14 protein-coding genes, 1 tRNA gene and 3 pseudogenes are annotated in these 16,216 nt (G+C 67.0%); 8 read left to right on the forward strand and 10 right to left on the reverse strand.

Going from position 1 to position 16,216, the window contains the following annotated elements:
- Window positions 1–11: 11 nt before the first annotated feature.
- Together KA711_10640 and KA711_10645 are read right to left on the reverse strand one after the other, a co-directional pair.
- Window positions 12–869 (reverse strand): hypothetical protein, encoded by an 858-nt coding sequence (locus KA711_10640; protein MCM0609432.1) that lies wholly within the window; start codon window positions 867–869, stop codon window positions 12–14.
- Window positions 870–871: 2 nt separating this feature from the next.
- Entirely contained in the window at window positions 872–1,438 is a 567-nt protein-coding gene (locus KA711_10645; protein MCM0609433.1) for a carboxymuconolactone decarboxylase family protein, read from the reverse strand.
- Between the two features lie 229 nt (window positions 1,439–1,667).
- Here KA711_10645 and KA711_10650 point away from each other — a divergent pair, with 229 nt between their 5' ends.
- The gene (locus tag KA711_10650) at window positions 1,668–2,252 is read left to right on the forward strand and encodes a LysR family transcriptional regulator (GenBank protein MCM0609434.1); all 585 of its coding nucleotides are present in this window, start codon (window positions 1,668–1,670) and stop codon (window positions 2,250–2,252) included.
- A gap of 206 nt (window positions 2,253–2,458) precedes the next feature.
- On the opposite strand, the pseudogene KA711_10655 reads toward KA711_10650, so the two are convergent.
- A pseudogene (locus KA711_10655) lies at window positions 2,459–2,596 on the reverse strand (integrase).
- Between the two features lie 182 nt (window positions 2,597–2,778).
- Here KA711_10655 and KA711_10660 point away from each other — a divergent pair.
- Window positions 2,779–3,228, forward strand: coding sequence for a hypothetical protein (locus KA711_10660; protein MCM0609435.1), 450 nt, complete (start codon window positions 2,779–2,781; stop codon window positions 3,226–3,228).
- Window positions 3,229–3,822: 594 nt separating this feature from the next.
- On the forward strand, window positions 3,823–4,620 hold the full coding sequence (locus KA711_10665) for a hypothetical protein (GenBank protein ID MCM0609436.1): 798 nt from the start codon (window positions 3,823–3,825) through the stop codon (window positions 4,618–4,620).
- Window positions 4,621–4,732: 112 nt separating this feature from the next.
- Here the strand turns inward: KA711_10665 and KA711_10670 are convergent.
- Window positions 4,733–5,221, reverse strand: a pseudogene (locus KA711_10670) (IS1634 family transposase).
- Between the two features lie 152 nt (window positions 5,222–5,373).
- Between KA711_10670 and KA711_10675 the strand changes: the two are divergent.
- On the forward strand, window positions 5,374–7,065 hold the full coding sequence (locus KA711_10675; protein MCM0609437.1) for an IS1634 family transposase: 1,692 nt from the start codon (window positions 5,374–5,376) through the stop codon (window positions 7,063–7,065).
- A 65-nt stretch (window positions 7,066–7,130) separates the two neighbouring features.
- Here the strand turns inward: KA711_10675 and KA711_10680 are convergent.
- Window positions 7,131–7,878 (reverse strand): annotated as a pseudogene (locus KA711_10680) (IS1634 family transposase).
- A gap of 188 nt (window positions 7,879–8,066) precedes the next feature.
- Here KA711_10680 and KA711_10685 point away from each other — a divergent pair.
- The 4 genes from KA711_10685 (at window position 8,067) to KA711_10700 (ending at window position 11,393) form a co-directional block, all read left to right on the forward strand.
- On the forward strand, window positions 8,067–8,474 hold the full coding sequence (locus tag KA711_10685) for a hypothetical protein (protein ID MCM0609438.1): 408 nt from the start codon (window positions 8,067–8,069) through the stop codon (window positions 8,472–8,474).
- Between the two features lie 10 nt (window positions 8,475–8,484).
- Window positions 8,485–8,985 (forward strand): hypothetical protein, encoded by a 501-nt coding sequence (locus KA711_10690; GenBank protein ID MCM0609439.1) that lies wholly within the window; start codon window positions 8,485–8,487, stop codon window positions 8,983–8,985.
- 103 nt (window positions 8,986–9,088) lie between these two features.
- Window positions 9,089–9,781: a hypothetical protein gene (locus KA711_10695; GenBank protein MCM0609440.1), complete on the forward strand. Its 693-nt coding sequence runs from the start codon at window positions 9,089–9,091 to the stop codon at window positions 9,779–9,781.
- A 73-nt stretch (window positions 9,782–9,854) separates the two neighbouring features.
- Window positions 9,855–11,393, forward strand: coding sequence for a HAMP domain-containing protein (locus KA711_10700; GenBank protein MCM0609441.1), 1,539 nt, complete (start codon window positions 9,855–9,857; stop codon window positions 11,391–11,393).
- A 12-nt stretch (window positions 11,394–11,405) separates the two neighbouring features.
- Here KA711_10700 and KA711_10705 read toward each other — a convergent pair whose 3' ends face one another.
- The 5 genes from KA711_10705 to KA711_10725 all read right to left on the reverse strand — a co-directional run bounded on the left by KA711_10705 (window position 11,406) and on the right by KA711_10725 (window position 16,194).
- Entirely contained in the window at window positions 11,406–12,683 is a 1,278-nt protein-coding gene (locus KA711_10705; protein MCM0609442.1) for a serine hydrolase, read from the reverse strand.
- A gap of 100 nt (window positions 12,684–12,783) precedes the next feature.
- Window positions 12,784–12,876, reverse strand: a tRNA-Ser gene (locus tag KA711_10710).
- Window positions 12,877–12,926: 50 nt separating this feature from the next.
- Window positions 12,927–14,195 (reverse strand): aspartate kinase, encoded by a 1,269-nt coding sequence (locus tag KA711_10715; GenBank protein ID MCM0609443.1) that lies wholly within the window; start codon window positions 14,193–14,195, stop codon window positions 12,927–12,929.
- 81 nt (window positions 14,196–14,276) lie between these two features.
- The gene (gene tilS / locus KA711_10720; GenBank protein ID MCM0609444.1) at window positions 14,277–15,203 is read right to left on the reverse strand and encodes a tRNA lysidine(34) synthetase TilS; all 927 of its coding nucleotides are present in this window, start codon (window positions 15,201–15,203) and stop codon (window positions 14,277–14,279) included.
- A 19-nt stretch (window positions 15,204–15,222) separates the two neighbouring features.
- Window positions 15,223–16,194 carry an acetyl-CoA carboxylase carboxyltransferase subunit alpha gene (locus KA711_10725; protein MCM0609445.1) on the reverse strand — a complete coding sequence of 324 codons (972 nt, stop codon included), beginning with the start codon at window positions 16,192–16,194 and terminating at the stop codon, window positions 15,223–15,225.
- Between the last annotated feature and the right edge of the window lie 22 nt (window positions 16,195–16,216).

A 16,216-nucleotide genomic window follows, 5' to 3' on the forward strand; every position in this document is an offset into this window, starting at 1 on the left:
ATGAACCTCGCTCATGACCAACTGCCTTCCAGTACCGGTGAGTCAGCCTGCCAGACCTGGATCTGCTGCGCGCTTTCGTGCAGACGCACCTCGCATGGCAGCGGCGCCGGCTTCAGAAACTTCACGTCGATGGATTGCGGCGGTCGTCCGTGGGCGCGCTCCAGCTCTGCGGCCAGCCGCCCCACCGTGTGCATGCCGTGCATGATGGGTCGCTTGAAGCCCAGCAAGCGCGCGGACCAGCGCCACAAGTGAATCGGATTGGAGTCGCCCGAGAGCTTCGCGTAGCGTCGGCCTGCGTCTTCGGCAAGCGCATAGTGCGCAAACACGGGGCCTACAACCGGCGAGGGCGGTTCGTCCTTCTTGCCGCTGCTGCGCCGCCCTCGCAGAGCCAGGTATCGGCTGCTGCACGAAGCGAAAACTCGTCCATGTTGGACGAATTGAACCTGAAAGGTCAGGAAGTGCGCCCCAGACGCGCTGGGCGGATCGGGCTGCACGTGCAGTTCGATTTCACATGGCAGGCGCCTGTCGAACGCTGTGGCACCACCACCGATCCAGCGCATTTCGTTGGCGACGTGAACCATACCCACCACCGGATAGGGAAACTCGCTGGCAAGCATCACACCCACGTGTGCACGCTGGGCCAGGAGATAGAGGTAAGTCAGCGGGACCGTATCGGCGTGGAAGCCCAGCGCTTTGCGGTAATCGGCCAAGTGCGCCTCAGGGATCGGCGGCACTTCGTATCGCTTGCGACCGGTGTCGACCTGGCCACGAGCCTTGCGGCGCAGTGTCGCAAGTGCACGAAGCAGAGTGCCAAGACCGCGCATGACGGGAAGCGGTGGTGCAGATGCGGTGAGGTGAGGGTTTGCCAAGATCACCGTTCCAGCTTCGGCTGTGCAAGCACAGGCTCTTGACTGCGGTAACGATCGAAATTGGGTTTGGCCAGCGCCACCATCATGGCCACCCCGGTGTACAGGCCAACAAGATGGGTGATCTCGATCAGCGTGGCCTCATCGAAGTGCATGCGCGCCGCGTCGAACTCTTCATCCGAGACTTCGCGGCGCGACACCAGCGCGTCGACCAAACGGATGGCGGCCAGCTCGGCTGCGGACCAATCGACCGCATTGGGTGCGGTTTGTCTGATGTCGTCGATCAGGGCCGGCGTTAGTCCCATGCGTTCTGAAATCGTCTGCACATGGAGGTTGAACTCGTAGTGGCAGCGATTGGCGACGCAGGTGCGCAGAAGCACCAGCTCGCGCAAGCGCGGAGCCAGGTTTCGCAGATCCATCAGGCCGGTGGGCCCGATCAATCCGTTGTCCACCATGAAGGCCCACAGCTTGGCATGGCGAGCGGTCGTCAGGTACAGCTGGGGCGGCGGAAGGCCCGTCGGGATCAGTTTGGCCATGCGCTGCGCGTCGATGCCTTCCAACGGCGTTGTCAACGGGGCGATTCGAGGCAGTTTCAATGGACACTCCAAAGACGTGAAATCCGAGTCAGAGAGCTCGACCGACCATCATTTGGACGACTTCGCACGGATGAATGGGCGGGAATTGAATGGATGTGACGACCATAGATGGGGTAAAGAGACAAAACAAGATCACCAATCGTGCACAAACCGCCTACATGAAGGAACCAATCCCCGATGAATTGTCTGCGCCGGTACTCCCCCAGTGCACTTCGAGGCCTTGGCTGGGCTGGATGCCAATGCGCTGGAACTGTTCGCCCGCGTTGATCAAGCCGGCAGCTTTGCTCGGGCGGCGCGCAAACTTGGGCAAACGCGGGCCGCAATGAGCCGGCACGTAGCAGCCATGGGGGCACTGGCCGCCCAACCCCTGCTTGCGCGAATGACGCGCTCACTGGGGCTCACGGAGGCGGGTCGACGCCTGGCGCAGGACACGAAGGCGGTTCTGGACGCTGCGGAAACAGCCCGGGGCATCCTGCGGGCCACCCGGGCTGGCCTGGCGGGTCGGTTGCGCATCACCGCCGGACCCCGCATTGGCCGCAACTTGCTGGTTCCCGTTCTGGCCGAGTTCCAGCAACTTCATCCCGGCGTGCGTCATGAGCTGCTGTTCACCGCCCGGCTGGTGGACCTGTTGCGCGAAGGAGTCGATGTCGCCATTCGCATCAGCCGGAATCCACCTCAAGACTGGATCGCGCAGCCGGTGCTGCCACTTCGCATCAGTGCCACGTCTGAGGATGTCCTTGATCATGCGTATGTCCACTCGTTGCTGCGGCGTCGGCGCTCCGGCCAATAGGCCGTGACGCTGTGTTGCCGCGGTGGTTCATGCGCCACACCCGCATCGGCCACTTGACAGGACAGCGACTGCCTTCAGGCGGCTGCCAATCGTCCGCCGGTCACGTCGCCGAAATGCACGGTCACGTTCCCGAATTCGGCGGTCACGATGCCGAAACGGGCGGTCGCGCTCCTCTGAAATACGCACCAACCACCGTGCCGGATCTCCCCGGTGATGGTGGCGTTGATGGTGAGCGGGCCGGTGCCGGTGTCCACCAGGTGCAACTGCAAGCGACGCAGGTCCTCGGCGGTGGCGGTGTGCGTCGAGCGGCTGAGGAAGGTGGAGAGCTTGCGCACGGCGCGGATGCAGCCGTCCTGCGTGTTCAGCGACTGCAGAGGGGGGCGCACGGCCCGGTCGACCCTGGGTCGTCCAGACTGGCGCTTTTCCCCGCTTCGCCAGACACTCGGCCCGGCCCGTGTTCAAGCCCGGGCTCCCCTGGCGACGCAGCCTATCAGCCCATCGACACGCAACGAAGAGGAGTCTCCCCATGCAGCTCAAGTCCACGACCGGTCCTTACCTGCTGATGGCAGGCGGCGGCGCCGTGCTCATCCTCGCCCTGATCAGCTTTCAGCTGCCGATGTTCGCCGCCGCGGCGGCCCTCATCGGCCTGGGATTCTGGAGTCTGCGCAAGTTCGACACCCGCTGGCTGAGCGGCACCTATCTGCTCTGCGCGGCAGGTGGCCTGCTGCTGATCGCGGGGCTCATCAGCTTCAAGATGCCGATGCTCGTGGCGGGCGCAGCCCTCATCGGCCTGGGTGTGTGGACGCTTCGCATCGTCTCGGTGCCAGCGACCTTGGGGCCCTATCTGCTGTGGGCCGGCGCTGCCGCGCTGCTGGCGGCGGGCTATGCAAGCGCAACGGCGTTCCTGTTCTTCGTCGCTGCGGCGTTTGCCGGCCTCGGCGGGTACGCGTGGATGCACGAGCAGGAGCGCCGCTGATCGGCGTGCCATCTCTGCACGCCGATCAGCGGGCATCGTGCTGAGCAAGGAAAAAGCACCCGGGCTTGTGACCTGGGTGCTTGATTCTTCAGGCTATTCACGGGGTCAACCTTCCTGGGCCTGTGTCGATGCGCCTTTGGACTGCGGATTCCACCGTCCCATTGGAGTCGCGCGTCTGCGTGTGGCTGCCTTCACGGCCACTGTGCCACCGCGCCATGCCAATCGCTTCGCGCTTTCGCGCTCGATCTCCGCACGCAGGGCTTCCTGGAGCAGGGCGGTTCGGTCCAGCGGGCCGGCAAGTTGGCGGGCCTTTTCCAGCAGTTCGCCGTCGAGACTGATGGCGGTTCGCAGGAGGGGCGCGCTGGAAGCCGCTGATCGCCTTGCGCGATGTTCTTGGCTTGAGCAGGCTTGCAGTACGCGCCAGCCTTGGCCTGCCGTTGTCGTCACAGCCCGCCGGCTATTGTGGCGGGTCGCGATGAGAGCGGGCTTGAAGGGCCGACTCAGTATGATCTCAACGTCACGCGTTGAGATGGCGAAACTCGCAGCCATGGGCGATGATTCAACGGCCCGTTAGGGTTTGGGGTGATCTCATTGATGAACAGTCTGCCGGATGCGACCCAAAAGCTCGTTATTGGATTGGGAGTTGTGCTCGCAACGCTCCATGCTGCGCCATCCTGGGCGGGTAATGCGCCAGTCGTCATACGACCCACGCTCGTGGCCCGCGCGCCGGCCACGGAACGAGACACGATCATGGCATTTTATGTCAGCGCCAAGAGCGTGTCGGACAAGCCCCTGCAGGATTTCAGGCTTGACTTCGTCGTCCAGGACCACTTTGTTGACTTAGTGGATGTGGGCGTTGCGTACACTGGGGATTGGCGGCGAGGTGCACAGGAGAACACAGATCCTTTCAGTGACCTCCTCATTGAGCGCCACCCGGCTCGGCCGCAAGTGCGAACGAGCCCAAAGACGCTAAGCCGTGCGGTGTGTGGCGTGGGCGCGCTTCGAGAGGCCGATCTGGCTCGCTGCGTCTTCTATATTCGCCCGCATCCCGATAAATTGACTAACTTGCGTTTTGCTGTGATTGCCCGCTCGGGCAACCAGCGCCTGGCGAGCTACGTGTTTGACCAAGCAGTGAGCAGGAGGCTGCCAGACGGGTTGAGTGAGGTCAATCCATGGGGCAGTATTGCGCTGAATAACTACTTGCATTACACAAACCACAAGATCTGGGCCCGGGATTGTAGGCAATACCAAAGGAATGGGTGGACCAAAGAGTATGGTGATTGCTTCAGGGAGGCTCAACGGCGGGAGCCGGTAATGAGCTTTCAGTACAATGTAGGCGGCAAGTACTCTAACTTCTGTCCTGATGTTGGGCGACTCTGTAGCGAGCGCTGAAAGGCTTTCTTTCTGGTCCCTGAATCCGTGACCTCGACCCGGACGCCCGAGTTCGACACCAACTGCCGCAAGTGATTGATCCATATAGGCCAGGCCTTGTAAACTGCCACCCCAGCAGCGGCATCTGGGCGTCGATGGTCGGCTTCTTGACGTTTAGCGCGGCCAGGGCTGCGGCCTGGCGTGGTTGAACGGTGGAGACGCCGTGGATAGGGGCGCTGCGGTCCATGGTGACCGTGTGCCGCTGGATGCGACGCAAGTCCGCCAAGGCTGCCTCCGGCGACAACTCGCTGCCGGCGAGCTTCAGGCGCTGGCGCATCACGCGGTACAGGATCAAGGCCATGAAGCAGATGCTCGCATGGGCCCTGATGCGCTCGGGCAGCCGGTGGAAGACCGGCGCGATCTCGATCTCCGACTTCAGCACCTTGAAGCCGCGTTCGATGTCGGCCTGCGACTTGTAGCGGCGCACCACCTCGTTCGTGGTCATGTCGCGGACATTGGTGATCAGCATCAGCTTGCCGTCCATGCGCTGCGCCCGGGCCAGCGCGGCATCGTCGATCTCGTAGGCGAACAGGTCGGACTTCAGATCGACCTGGAGCACCCGAGTTCGACACCAAAAGCCGAGTTCGAGCGATTTTCTCGCCCCGGCGCCAATGTAATCAACAAGTTAGCGCTGCAGCGCCAGTTTTTCTGTAGTGGCACGCCATGCGTGCGAGGTGTGTTGGCATGCAACAGGGAGGTAGCTACACTCTCGCCATGTTCATCAAGCTCACCCGGTCCGGCGAACGCACCTACGCGCAACTGGTCGAGTCGTTCCGCGATGAACACGGCAAGCCGCGCCAGCGCACGGTAGCCACTCTGGGCCGCATCGACGAGCGCGGCGGTCAGGTCGACTCGCTTCTGGATGGCCTGTTGCGAGCCAAGGGGCGCCCAGTTGCCACGGGCGGCGACCTCCAGGTGCGCTTCGAGTCGGCCCTGTGCCTGGGCGATGTCTGGGCCCTCGATGCGCTGTGGCATGAGCTGGGCTTCAATGCCCTGGGGGCGGTGTTCCGGCGCGCCCGCTTCACCACCGCCGTCGAGCAGGCGATCCGGGTGATGGCCTTCAACCGGCTTAGCGATCCGGAGTCCAAGCTGGGTGTGCTGCGCTGGCTGCAGACGGTGAGCATGCCGGGCATCGACGTGGCCAAGCTGAGCCACCAGCATCTGCTGCGCAGCATGGATGCGCTGATGGACCACCAGCAGGCCGTGGATGACTGCGTGGCGCAGCTGCTGCGGCCGCTCATCGACGAAGACCTCTCGGTGGTCTTCTACGACCTGACGACCATCCGCGCCGAGGGCCACAGCCAGCAAGACGGCGACGTGCGGCACTTCGGCATGTCCAAGGAAGGCGTCATCGCCCGCCAGTTCATGCTGGGCGTGGTGCAGACGGCCGACGGTATGCCGATCTACCACGAGGTCTTCGACGGCAATACGGCCGAGGCGCCGACGCTGGAGCCCACGCTCAAGAAGGTGCTGGCGCGCTACCCGCACATCCGCCGCCTGGTCGTGGTGGCCGACCGCGGGCTGCTCTCGCTGGACAACATCGAGGCGCTGACCAAGCTCCACGTGGCGGGGGATCGGCCACTGGAATTCATCCTGGCGGTGCCAGGGCGGCGCTATGGGGAGTTCGTCGATCTCTTGGCGCCGATGAGTGCACGCATGGCCCAGGCCACCGACGAAGTCGTCGAGGAGGCGCAGTGGCAGGGCCACCGACTGGTGGTCGCCCACAACCCCGTGCGTGCGACGGAGCAGACCCAGGAGCGGCTGGCGAGGATCCACGCATTGGAAGAGCGCGCAGCGCAATGGGCCAGCAAGCTCGATGCGCAGGACGCCGGCCAGGTACACCGCGGCCGCAAGCTCTCGGATTCCGGCGCCAAGGCGCGTTTGTTCCACGAGGTCAGCGACGCGCATCTGGCGCGCATCATCCGGGTCGATCTGAAGTCCGACCTGTTCGCCTACGAGATCGACGATGCCGCGCTGGCCCGGGCGCAGCTCATGGACGGCAAGCTGATGCTGATCACCAATGTCCGCGACATGACCGCGAACGAGGTGGTGCGCCGCTACAAGTCGCTGGCCGACATCGAACGCGGCTTCAAGGTGCTGAAGTCGGAGATCGAGATCGCGCCGGTCTTCCACCGGCTGCCCGAGCGCATCAGGGCCCATGCGAGCATCTGCTTCATGGCCTTGATCCTGTACCGCGTGATGCGCCAGCGCCTGAAGCTCGCCGGCAGCGAGTTGTCGCCGGAGGCAGCCTTGGCGGACTTGCGTCGCATCCAGCGGCACACGGTCACCATTGACCGCAGCGCCCCTATCCACGGCGTCTCCACCGTTCAACCACGCCAGGCCGCAGCCCTGGCCGCGCTCAACGTCAAGAAGCCGACCATCGACGCCCAGATGCCGCTGCTGTAGTGGCATTTTCCAAGGCCTGGCCTATATGGATCAAGCACTTACAGCGGTTAGTGTCGAACTCGGGGGAGCAACCCTCGGTCGGCCACCACGACCAGGCGGCGGATGTGCGGGAGCGCGCCAGCACCTTCTTGAGCGTGGGCTCCAGCGTCGGCGCCTCGGCCGTATTGCCGTCGAAGACCTCGCGATGGATCGGCATACCGTTGGCCGTCTGCACCACGCCCAGCATGAACTGGCGGGCGATGACGCCTTCCTTGGACATGCCGAAGTGCCGCACGTCGCCGTCTTGCTGGCTGTGGCCCTCGGCGCGGAGGGTCGTCAGGTCGTAGAAGACCACCGAGAGGTCTTCGTCGATGAGCGGGCGCAGCAGCTGCTGGTGGCTCTGCTTGGCCAGGTCGATGCCCGGCATGCTCACCGTCTGCAGCCAGCGCAGCACACCCAGCTTGGACTCCGGATCGCTAAGCCGGTTGAAGGCCATCACCCGGATCGCCTGCTCGACGGCGGTGGTGAAGCGGGCGCGCCGGAACACCGCCCCCAGGGCATTGAAGCCCAGCTCATGCCACAGCGCATCGAGGGCCCAGACATCCCCCAGGCACGGGCCGACTCGAAGCGCACCTGGAGGTCGCCGCCCGTGGCAACTGGGCGCCCCTTGGCTCGCAACAGGCCATCCGGTAGCGAGTCGACCTGACCGCCGCGCTCGTCGATGCGGCCCAGAGTGACCACCGTGCGCTGACGCGGCTTGCCGTGTTCATCGCGGAACGACTCGACCAGTTGCGCGTAGGTGCGTTCGCCGGACCGGGTCAGCTTGATGAACATGGCGGGGGTGTAGCCGCCTCCCTGTTGCATGCCAATACCCTCGCACGCATGGCGTGCCACTACGGAAGAACTGGCGCTGCAGCGCTAACTTGGTGATTGCCTCGGCGCCGGGGCGAGGAAATCGCTCGAACTCGGCTTTTGGTGTCGAACTCGGGGTCGCCCGAGCGGCTGCCGGCCAACACGTGTGTGTGTCGCTGGCGCACGGCGCGCGCTGGCTGGCCGCCGCCGCCGGTTTGCTGGTGCGGCGGCTCGACGCCATCGAGGGCCTGGGCGGCATCGATGTGCTGTGCAGCGACAAGACGGGCACACTCACCGTCGGCACCATGGGCCTGCACAGCGCCCTGGACGCCGGCGGGCAACCCGGCGACGATGTCCTGCGGTGGGCCCGACTGAAGGGCCCGACTGAACGCCGCGTTCGAAACCGGGATCGGCAACCCTATGGGCCGCACCATCGTCGCTGCCGGCGCCGCCGCAGGCCAGATGATGACGGGTTGGCGCGAGGTGCACCAGATCCCCTGAGGCTGCGCGCGGCGGCGCCTCACCGTGGTGGTGGCCCCTTCGATCGTGCCGGGGCTGCACCGGATCATCGCCGGTGACAGCCGGCCGATGGCCGCCCATCCGGCCACGCAGGTGGGTCTGGACGCCCGTGCGCTGCTCACGGGTGCACAGATCGCGGTGCTGCGCGGTGAGGCGCCATGGCACCTGGCGTCGCGCACCGACTGCTTCGTCGAGGTCGGCCCAGCGCAGAAGGAGCGCAGCGTGAGATCAAGCGACGGCCCGGGAGCGCGCCCCAGGCGTGCCGACACAGGACACCCCGTGCCAGAACCCGCAGCGCCGACCGCGCCTTCCGCACCGAGAGCATCGCTGCCCGCCAAAGTGCTGCCGCTGATTCCGATGCGCAACGTGGTGCTGCTCCCGCACGTGCTGGCACCCGTGGCCGTGGGGCCACCGCGATCGCTGGCGGCGCTGCGGCATGCCGCGGACGCAGGCTCGCCCGTTGCCCTGGTGGCCTGGCCGTTTGGGCGCACGCCTGACGGTAGGCATCGCCACGGCGCAGTTGCTGAGGAGGCTCAACGCGCGGGCAAGGGCCCGGATGGGTGCTCGTGAGCGCTGCTCAAGGTCTGCGGCGTGCAGCCGAAAACACGGTGGTCAGCGCACCCGGCGGCCGTTCGGGGGGCGCCTTTCGGCAACCGCGCACAGGACTTCCGACATGCAGACGACTCTGATCCACAAGACTTTGGTCGGCCTCACGGGGGTCGCGCTTGCCGCTGCGGCCCACGCTGCCCGGCCCCTGGCCACCGACGACACCGGCGTGCTCGACAAGGGCAGCTGCGAGATCGAGGCCGTGCTCTCGCGCGACAAGGCCGACAGCGCGACCACAACGGGCCGGAGTCTGCAGCTGGGTTGTGGCGTCGGGGCCAGTGTGCAAGTGGCGCTGGCCGTCGACCAGGCCAAGGAAGACGGTGCGCGGGTGCGCGGCACCACGGCCGCAGGCAAGGTGTCACTCGTGCCGGGTGATGACGCCAGTTGGTCCGTGAGCGGGTCTGTGCGGTGGATCCATGAGCAGGGCCAGGGCCGCGAACACGCCAGCACCGCGGTGAGCCTGCTGCACACGCGGAGCCTGAACCCCCAGTGGCTGCTGCACGCCAACCTGGGACACGAAAGCGACGCACTGGAACGACGCGGCGCCACGACCTGGGGCCTGGCCCTGGAACACGGCGGCTGGGGCCCCGTGGCCCTGATGGGCGAGCTGACCGGTGACGACCGCGCCGCGCCCAGCTGGAACTTCGGCCTGCGCTGGACGGCTGTGCCCGAGAAATGGGTGCTCGACATCGCCTACGGACAACAGATGAGTGGCGGGCGACCGAAGGCCTTGTCGCTTGGCGTGAAGCTGGCGTTCTAGGCCGGAGGAAATCGTCATGAAGACCACTGCGTTTCTGGACCGCTTCTCTCTCAGACGGCTGCTGCGGGGTGCGATGGTGTCGGCCCTGCTGGGGGCACTCTGCCTCGGTGGAGTCAGCGTCTACGAAAGCCAGCGCGGCAAGGTGTTGGCTGCGGACCTGGCGCGCGACGTGCGCATGTCCCGGGCAGCGGGCATGGTGGACATGATGCACGACGCCCTGCGCTCGGATGCGCTGTCCGCGATGCTGGCCGGCCCGCAAGCCGAAGCCAGCGAGGCCGCGGCGATCCGCAAGGACGTCGTCGAAAACGGCAACACGCTGGCCGAGCAGCTGGAGATCCTGCGCACGGAGGGCGGCGGCGATCTGGGCCAGGCAGGCATGGCCGCCATTGAGAAGGCCACTGCATACCGAACGGCGTCCAAGGCCCTGGTTGAGGCGGCCCTGACCGACACCGGCAAGGCGCAAAGCCTGCGTCCGGCGTTCGAACGGACGTTTGATGAGCTCGAAACCGAACTCGAAGCGATGTCGGCGGCCATCGAAGAAGCGGCCAACCAGCGGGCCAGCAGCGTCGACGGGCTCTTCGGGCAGGCGATCACGGCCACTGGCACGGCCCTTCTGCTGGCCCTGCTGGGGCTGGGTGCACTGTGGACGGTCAGCCAGCATCTCATGCGCGCCCTTACCCGGGGCCTCGATGTCGCCAAGGCCGTGGCGCAGGGCGACCTGAGCAGCCGCCTCACTGTCAACGGCAGCAATGAGGCGGCCCAGTTGCTGGGCGCCCTTGCGCACATGAACGATCGGCTTCGCGAGATCGTCAGGTCGGTTCGCCACAACAGCGATGGCGTGGCCACCGCCAGCGCGCAGATCGCCAGCGGCAACGCCGATCTGAGCCAGCGGACCGAACGGCAGGCCAGCACGCTGCAACAGACCGCCGCGTCGATGGAGGAGCTGGGCGGCACCGTGAAGACCAGCGCTGACAGCGCTCGCCAGGCCAACCAGCTGGCCATGAACGCCAGCGCCGTGGCCGTCGACGGTGGCGAGGTGGTGAGCCAGGTTGTCGAGACCATGCGAGGCATCAACGACAGCAGCAAGAAGATCGCCGACATCACCAGCGTCATCGACGGCATCGCTTTCCAGACCAACATCCTGGCGCTGAACGCTGCGGTCGAGGCCGCGCGGGCCGGCGAGCAGGGCCGCGGCTTTGCTGTGGTCGCCAGCGAGGTGCGCAGCCTGGCGCAGCGCAGTTCCGAGGCCGCCAAGCAGATCAAGGGCCTGATCACGGCCAGTGTGGCGCGCGTGGAGCAGGGCAGCGTGCTGGTGGACCGCGCCGGCAACACCATGACCGAGGTGGTGACGTCCATCAAGCGGGTGACCGACATCATGGGCGAGATCAGCGCCGCCAGCAGCGAGCAGAGTGCCGGCGTCAGCCAGATCGTCGGGGCGGTCAGCCAGATCGATCAGGCGACGCAGCAGAACGCCGCGCTGGTCGAGGAGAGCGCGGCGGCTGCCGAAAGCCTGAAACAGCAGGCCACCCGGCTGGTGTCCGCGGTGGCGGTCTTCAAGCTGGGCAGCGAGGCGCACGACCCCGGTCTGAGCCCGGTGAGCGCGGCGGTCTAGCCGCAGGCGTACTCAGGGATTCAGCCGCGCCAGCTCGCCCAGCCAGGCCGGCCAGAACAGGCCGCCTCGTTCACGCCCCAGGCGCACGATCACCGTCTGTGTCGCTGGTGCGATGTAGATGTATTGCCCGCGCAGGCCTTCGGCATAGAAGTCGTCGCCGGGCTCGGCGGTGAGGGCATCGGGCCAGGCCGACGTGCCGGGGAGGCGGGCCGCCGCTTGCTGACCGGCCTCCGTCTGCGCCGATGAGAGCGCGCGCCGCCACTGCCAGGCATAGAAGGCCTGGAGGCGGCTGGCCGGTCTTTCAAGATTGCGGCGGGCCGCTGCGTCGACGCCGGGCCGCTGCTGGACGGCCGTGCTCTGCCGCAGCCACTCAGCGTCAACGAGCTGGGCACCGTTGGCAGCGCGCCCACCGTTCAACACCAGCTGGCCCAGGCGCAGGTAGTCCACCGCACGGGCGTTGAGGCAGCAGAAGGCACGCGCCACACCGGCGGCGCGGCTGTCCAGGCTCCAGCTGGCGTCGAACTCGGCGCCCATCGGTTGCCAAAGGCGGTGCTGCAGATAAGCCGCCAGGGATGTGCCCACCGCACGTTCCAGCGCCATGCCCAGCAGTTGCGTGTCGCCGCTCTGGTAGGAGTAGGCTTGGTCGGGCGGCGTCTTGATGCGCAAACGGGCCACTTCGGCCTTCAGGTCGGGGGCAAGGTAGAAGCGCGCCGCCTGCGACCAAGGCACGTTGTAGCTTTCCTGGAAGTCGATGCCGCTGCGCATGAGCAGCAGGTGGCGCAAGGTGATCTGGCCGAAGCGAGCATCCTGGACCAGCAGCTCGGGCAGGTAGCGGGTGACGGGGTCGTCCACGCCTTGGATGTGGCCCTCGGCGATGGCCACGCCGATAAGCAGCGACACCACCGACTTGGCCACTGAGAAAGAGCTGCCCAGGGTGTCGCGGTTGAACCCGTTGAAGTACTCCTCGTGCACCAGCACACCACGGCGCAACACCAGCAGCGCCACGGTATCGCGCTCGGCAAGCTGGGCTGCAGCCGCCTCAGCCGACAAGCCGCCGGGCCATCGCAGCACCACCGGTGCACCCGGGGGTGTGCCGGGCAAGGTCGATGGCACGGGTGCGCGCGCGACAGGCGCATTGTCGAAGTGCCGGTGGTCCGTGATCTCGGCCTTGCCCTGGACCACCATCCACAGGGGCAGCGTGCTGCAGCCGTACAGGCCGAACAGGCTGGCGCACAGGAAGCCGGTCAGCAGGCCGGCCCGGGCGAAAGGGTGCCGAGGCATCAGTTCCATCGCCCTGCCATGGTCTGCACCCGGTGCGAATGATCGAGGGAGGACCGCATCGGGCGCTTCACCCGGTCTGGACTCGCGTGCACCGTGGGAGGAAACACGCTGGCGGAGTCGGAGGGATTCGAACCCTCGATGCAGGTTTTGCCCACATACTCCCTTAGCAGGGGAGCACCTTCGGCCACTCGGTCACGACTCCGGCGAAGTGGCGCGCATTCTAGCCGCAGAACACGCGCCCATCGGCTGCGCTCAGGCAGCGGCCTGCTCCAGCCCGAAGGCCTTGTGCAGCGCGCGCACGGCGAGCTCCATGTACTTTTCGTCGATCACCACGCTGGTCTTGATCTCGCTGGTGGTGATCATCTGGATGTTGATGCCCTCCTCCGAGAGCGTTCGGAACATCGTCGCCGCCACGCCAACGTGGCTCTTCATGCCGATGCCGACGATGCTGACCTTGCAGATCCTGGCGTCGCCGCGCACCTCTGCCGCGCCCACGGCGGGCAGCACGGTGGTCTTGAGCACGTCAAGCGCGCGCGCGTAGTCGTTGCGGTGGACCGTGAAGCTGAAGTCGGTGCGCCCGTCGTGGCTCACGTTCTGGATGATGACGTCGACGTCGATGTTGGCCTCGGCCACCGGGCCCAGCAGTGCATAGGCGATGCCCGGTTTGTCGGGCACGCCGATGACGGAGATCTTGGCCTCGTCGCGGTTGAACGCGATGCCGGCCACCACGGCTTGTTCCATCTTCTCGTCTTCCTCGAAAGTGATGAGCGTGCCCGAGCGGGCCTCTTCGTCGATCGGGATGTCCCAGGGCGTGAAGCTGGACAGCACGCGTGTGGGCACGCGGTACTTGCCGGCAAACTCCACCGAGCGGATCTGCAGCACCTTGCTGCCCTGGCTGGCCAGCTCGAGCATCTCCTCGAAGCTGATGGTGGCCAGGCGCCGCGCCTCGGGCACGATGCGCGGGTCGGTGGTGTAGACGCCGTCGACGTCGGTGTAGATCAGGCACTCGGTGGCCTTCATCGCCGCGGCCACGGCCACCGCGCTGGTGTCGCTGCCGCCACGGCCCAGTGTGGTGACCCTGCCCTGGTCGTCGATGCCCTGGAAGCCGGTGATCACCACCACCTTGCCGGCGGCCAGATCTGCGCGAACGCGGCTGTCGTCGATGTGCGTGATGCGCGCCTTGGAGTAGGCGCTGTCGGTGCGGATCGGCACCTGCCAGCCACCGTAGCTCACGGCCTGCAGGCCCTGGGCCTGGAGGGCCAGCGCCAGCAGCCCGACGCTGACCTGCTCGCCGGTGGCGGCCACGGCGTCGAGCTCGCGCAGGGCCTCGGGGGTGCCGGCGTTGGGCATCAGTTCCTTGGCCAGACCGAGCAGCCGGTTGGTCTCGCCACTCATGGCTGAGGGCACGACGACGATCTGGTGGCCGGCGCGCACCCACTTGGCGACGCGCTGCGCGACGCTGCGGATGCGTTCGGTGGAACCCATGCTGGTGCCACCGTACTTGTGAACGATCAATGCCATGGCTGGCGCTGCAGGGTCGTTGGGAAGGAGGTCGCCGACGCGGACGCCAAACGCGGCGCCTTCAAGGCAAGGCTTGGGATTCTAGGTCGCGCGCTGACGATGCCCAGTCGCGCCAGCCGCCAGGTGCACCGTCAGCTCGCCGCCACGGCGGCACACGGTGGCGCCCGGGGCGGGCCAGCGCGCCGGGGCCACACCGGCCGCAGCTTCGGCCAGCAGGCGCTCCACCAGCGTCTGCGGCGCGCCCTGCCCCAGGCACTGCTGCAGCCAGGCGCGCAGCAGGTTCGCGCGGCGAGCCGGGCTCAGCGCGCGCCAGGGTGCCAGTCGCAAGACCTCGCCGTAAAGCACGCCCGAGGCGTCGGCAGTGGCCACCTCGTCGGCCAAGGCCTGCGCCGCCTGGGCGTGGCGCGCCGCCATCGTCAACACCGTGTCCACCTGCGGGAAGGCGGCCTGCAAGGCCGGCCACACGGCCTGGCGCAAGCGGCTGCGGGCATAGCGCGGGTCGGCATTGCTGGCGTCGTCCACCACCCGCAGGCGGTGCCGGCGCACATAGGCCTCGATGGCCCCGCGGGGCTGGTCGAGCCAGGGCCGCGCGAAAGTGACGCCGTCGCGCTGCGCCTGCCGTGGCATCGCGCTCAGGCCCGCGTTGCCGGCGCCGCGCAGGGCCTGAAGCAGCCAGGTCTCGGCTTGGTCGCGCCGGTGTTGGGCCAGCAGCACGAGACCACAGCCAGCCGCCTTCGCCATCCGCGCCAGCGCGGCGTAGCGGCCCTGACGAGCCCAGGCCTCCACGCTGTCGCCCTTGGCCGGCGCGCCTTGCAGCCGTTCGGTCGCGTAGCGAGCGCCCCAGCGCCGCGCCTGGCGCGCCACCTGCGCCTGCCAGGCATCGGCCTCGGGCATCAGCCCGTGGTGCACGTGCAAGGCCCAGACCTCAACGCCCGCCTGGCCGGCCTGCGCCAGCGTGCAGTGCAGCAGCGCGGTGGAATCGGGGCCGCCGCTGGTGGCCACGGCCACACGCGGCGGCCCGGCCACGTCAGTGGTCCTTGCTGTCGGTGTACCGGCCGTAGGCGCGCAGCCGCTCGTAGCGGCGGTTGAGCAGGTCCTTGGGCTTGAGATCGCTCACCTGGCGCAAGGCATCGGCCAGCGCGCGCTTGAGCTGGGCCGACATCCAGGGCAGATCGCGGTGCGCGCCGCCCACGGGCTCGCTGACGATCTTGTCCACCAGGCCCAGGGCCTTGAGGCGGTGCGCGGTGATGCCCAGGGCCTCCGCGGCCTCGGATGCCCGCTCGGCCGTCTTCCACAGGATGCTGGCGCAGCCCTCAGGCGAAATCACCGAGTAAACGCTGTACTGCAGCATCAGCACCTGATCGGCGACGCTGATGGCCAGCGCACCGCCGGAGCCGCCCTCGCCGATGATGGTGCTGATGATGGGCACCTCGAGCTGCGCCATCTCGAAGATGTTGCGGCCGATGGCCTCGGACTGTCCGCGCTCTTCGGCGCCGATGCCGGGGTAGGCGCCGGGCGTGTCGACGAAGGTGAAGACCGGCAGGCCGAACTTCTGTGCCAGGTGCATCAGGCGCAGCGCCTTGCGGTAGCCCTCGGGCCGGCTCATGCCGAAGTTGCGCAGCGTGCGCTCCTTCGTGTCACGGCCCTTCTGGTGGCCCACCACCATGCAGGGCAGGCCGTTGAAGCGCGCCAGACCGCCGACGATGGACAGGTCATCGGCGTAGTGGCGGTCGCCGTGCAACTCGTGGAAGTCGGTGAAGACCTCGTTCACGTAGTCCAGCGTGTAGGGCCGCTGCGGATGGCGCGCGATCAGCGTCACCTGCCAGGGCGTGAGGTTGGCGAAGATGTCGCGCGTGAGCTGCTGGCTCTTTTCGCTCAGGCGCTCGATCTCGTCGGAAATGTCCACCGCCGACTCGGTCTGCACGTAACGCAGTTCCTCGATCTTGCCTTCGAGCTCGGCGATCGGGTTCTCGAACTCCAGGAAATGTCGTTTGCTCATGGCTCGGCGGCTCGTCGCGTTG

The organism is Ideonella sp. WA131b (assembly GCA_023657425.1).
GTDB lineage: Bacteria > Pseudomonadota > Gammaproteobacteria > Burkholderiales > Burkholderiaceae_C > Rubrivivax.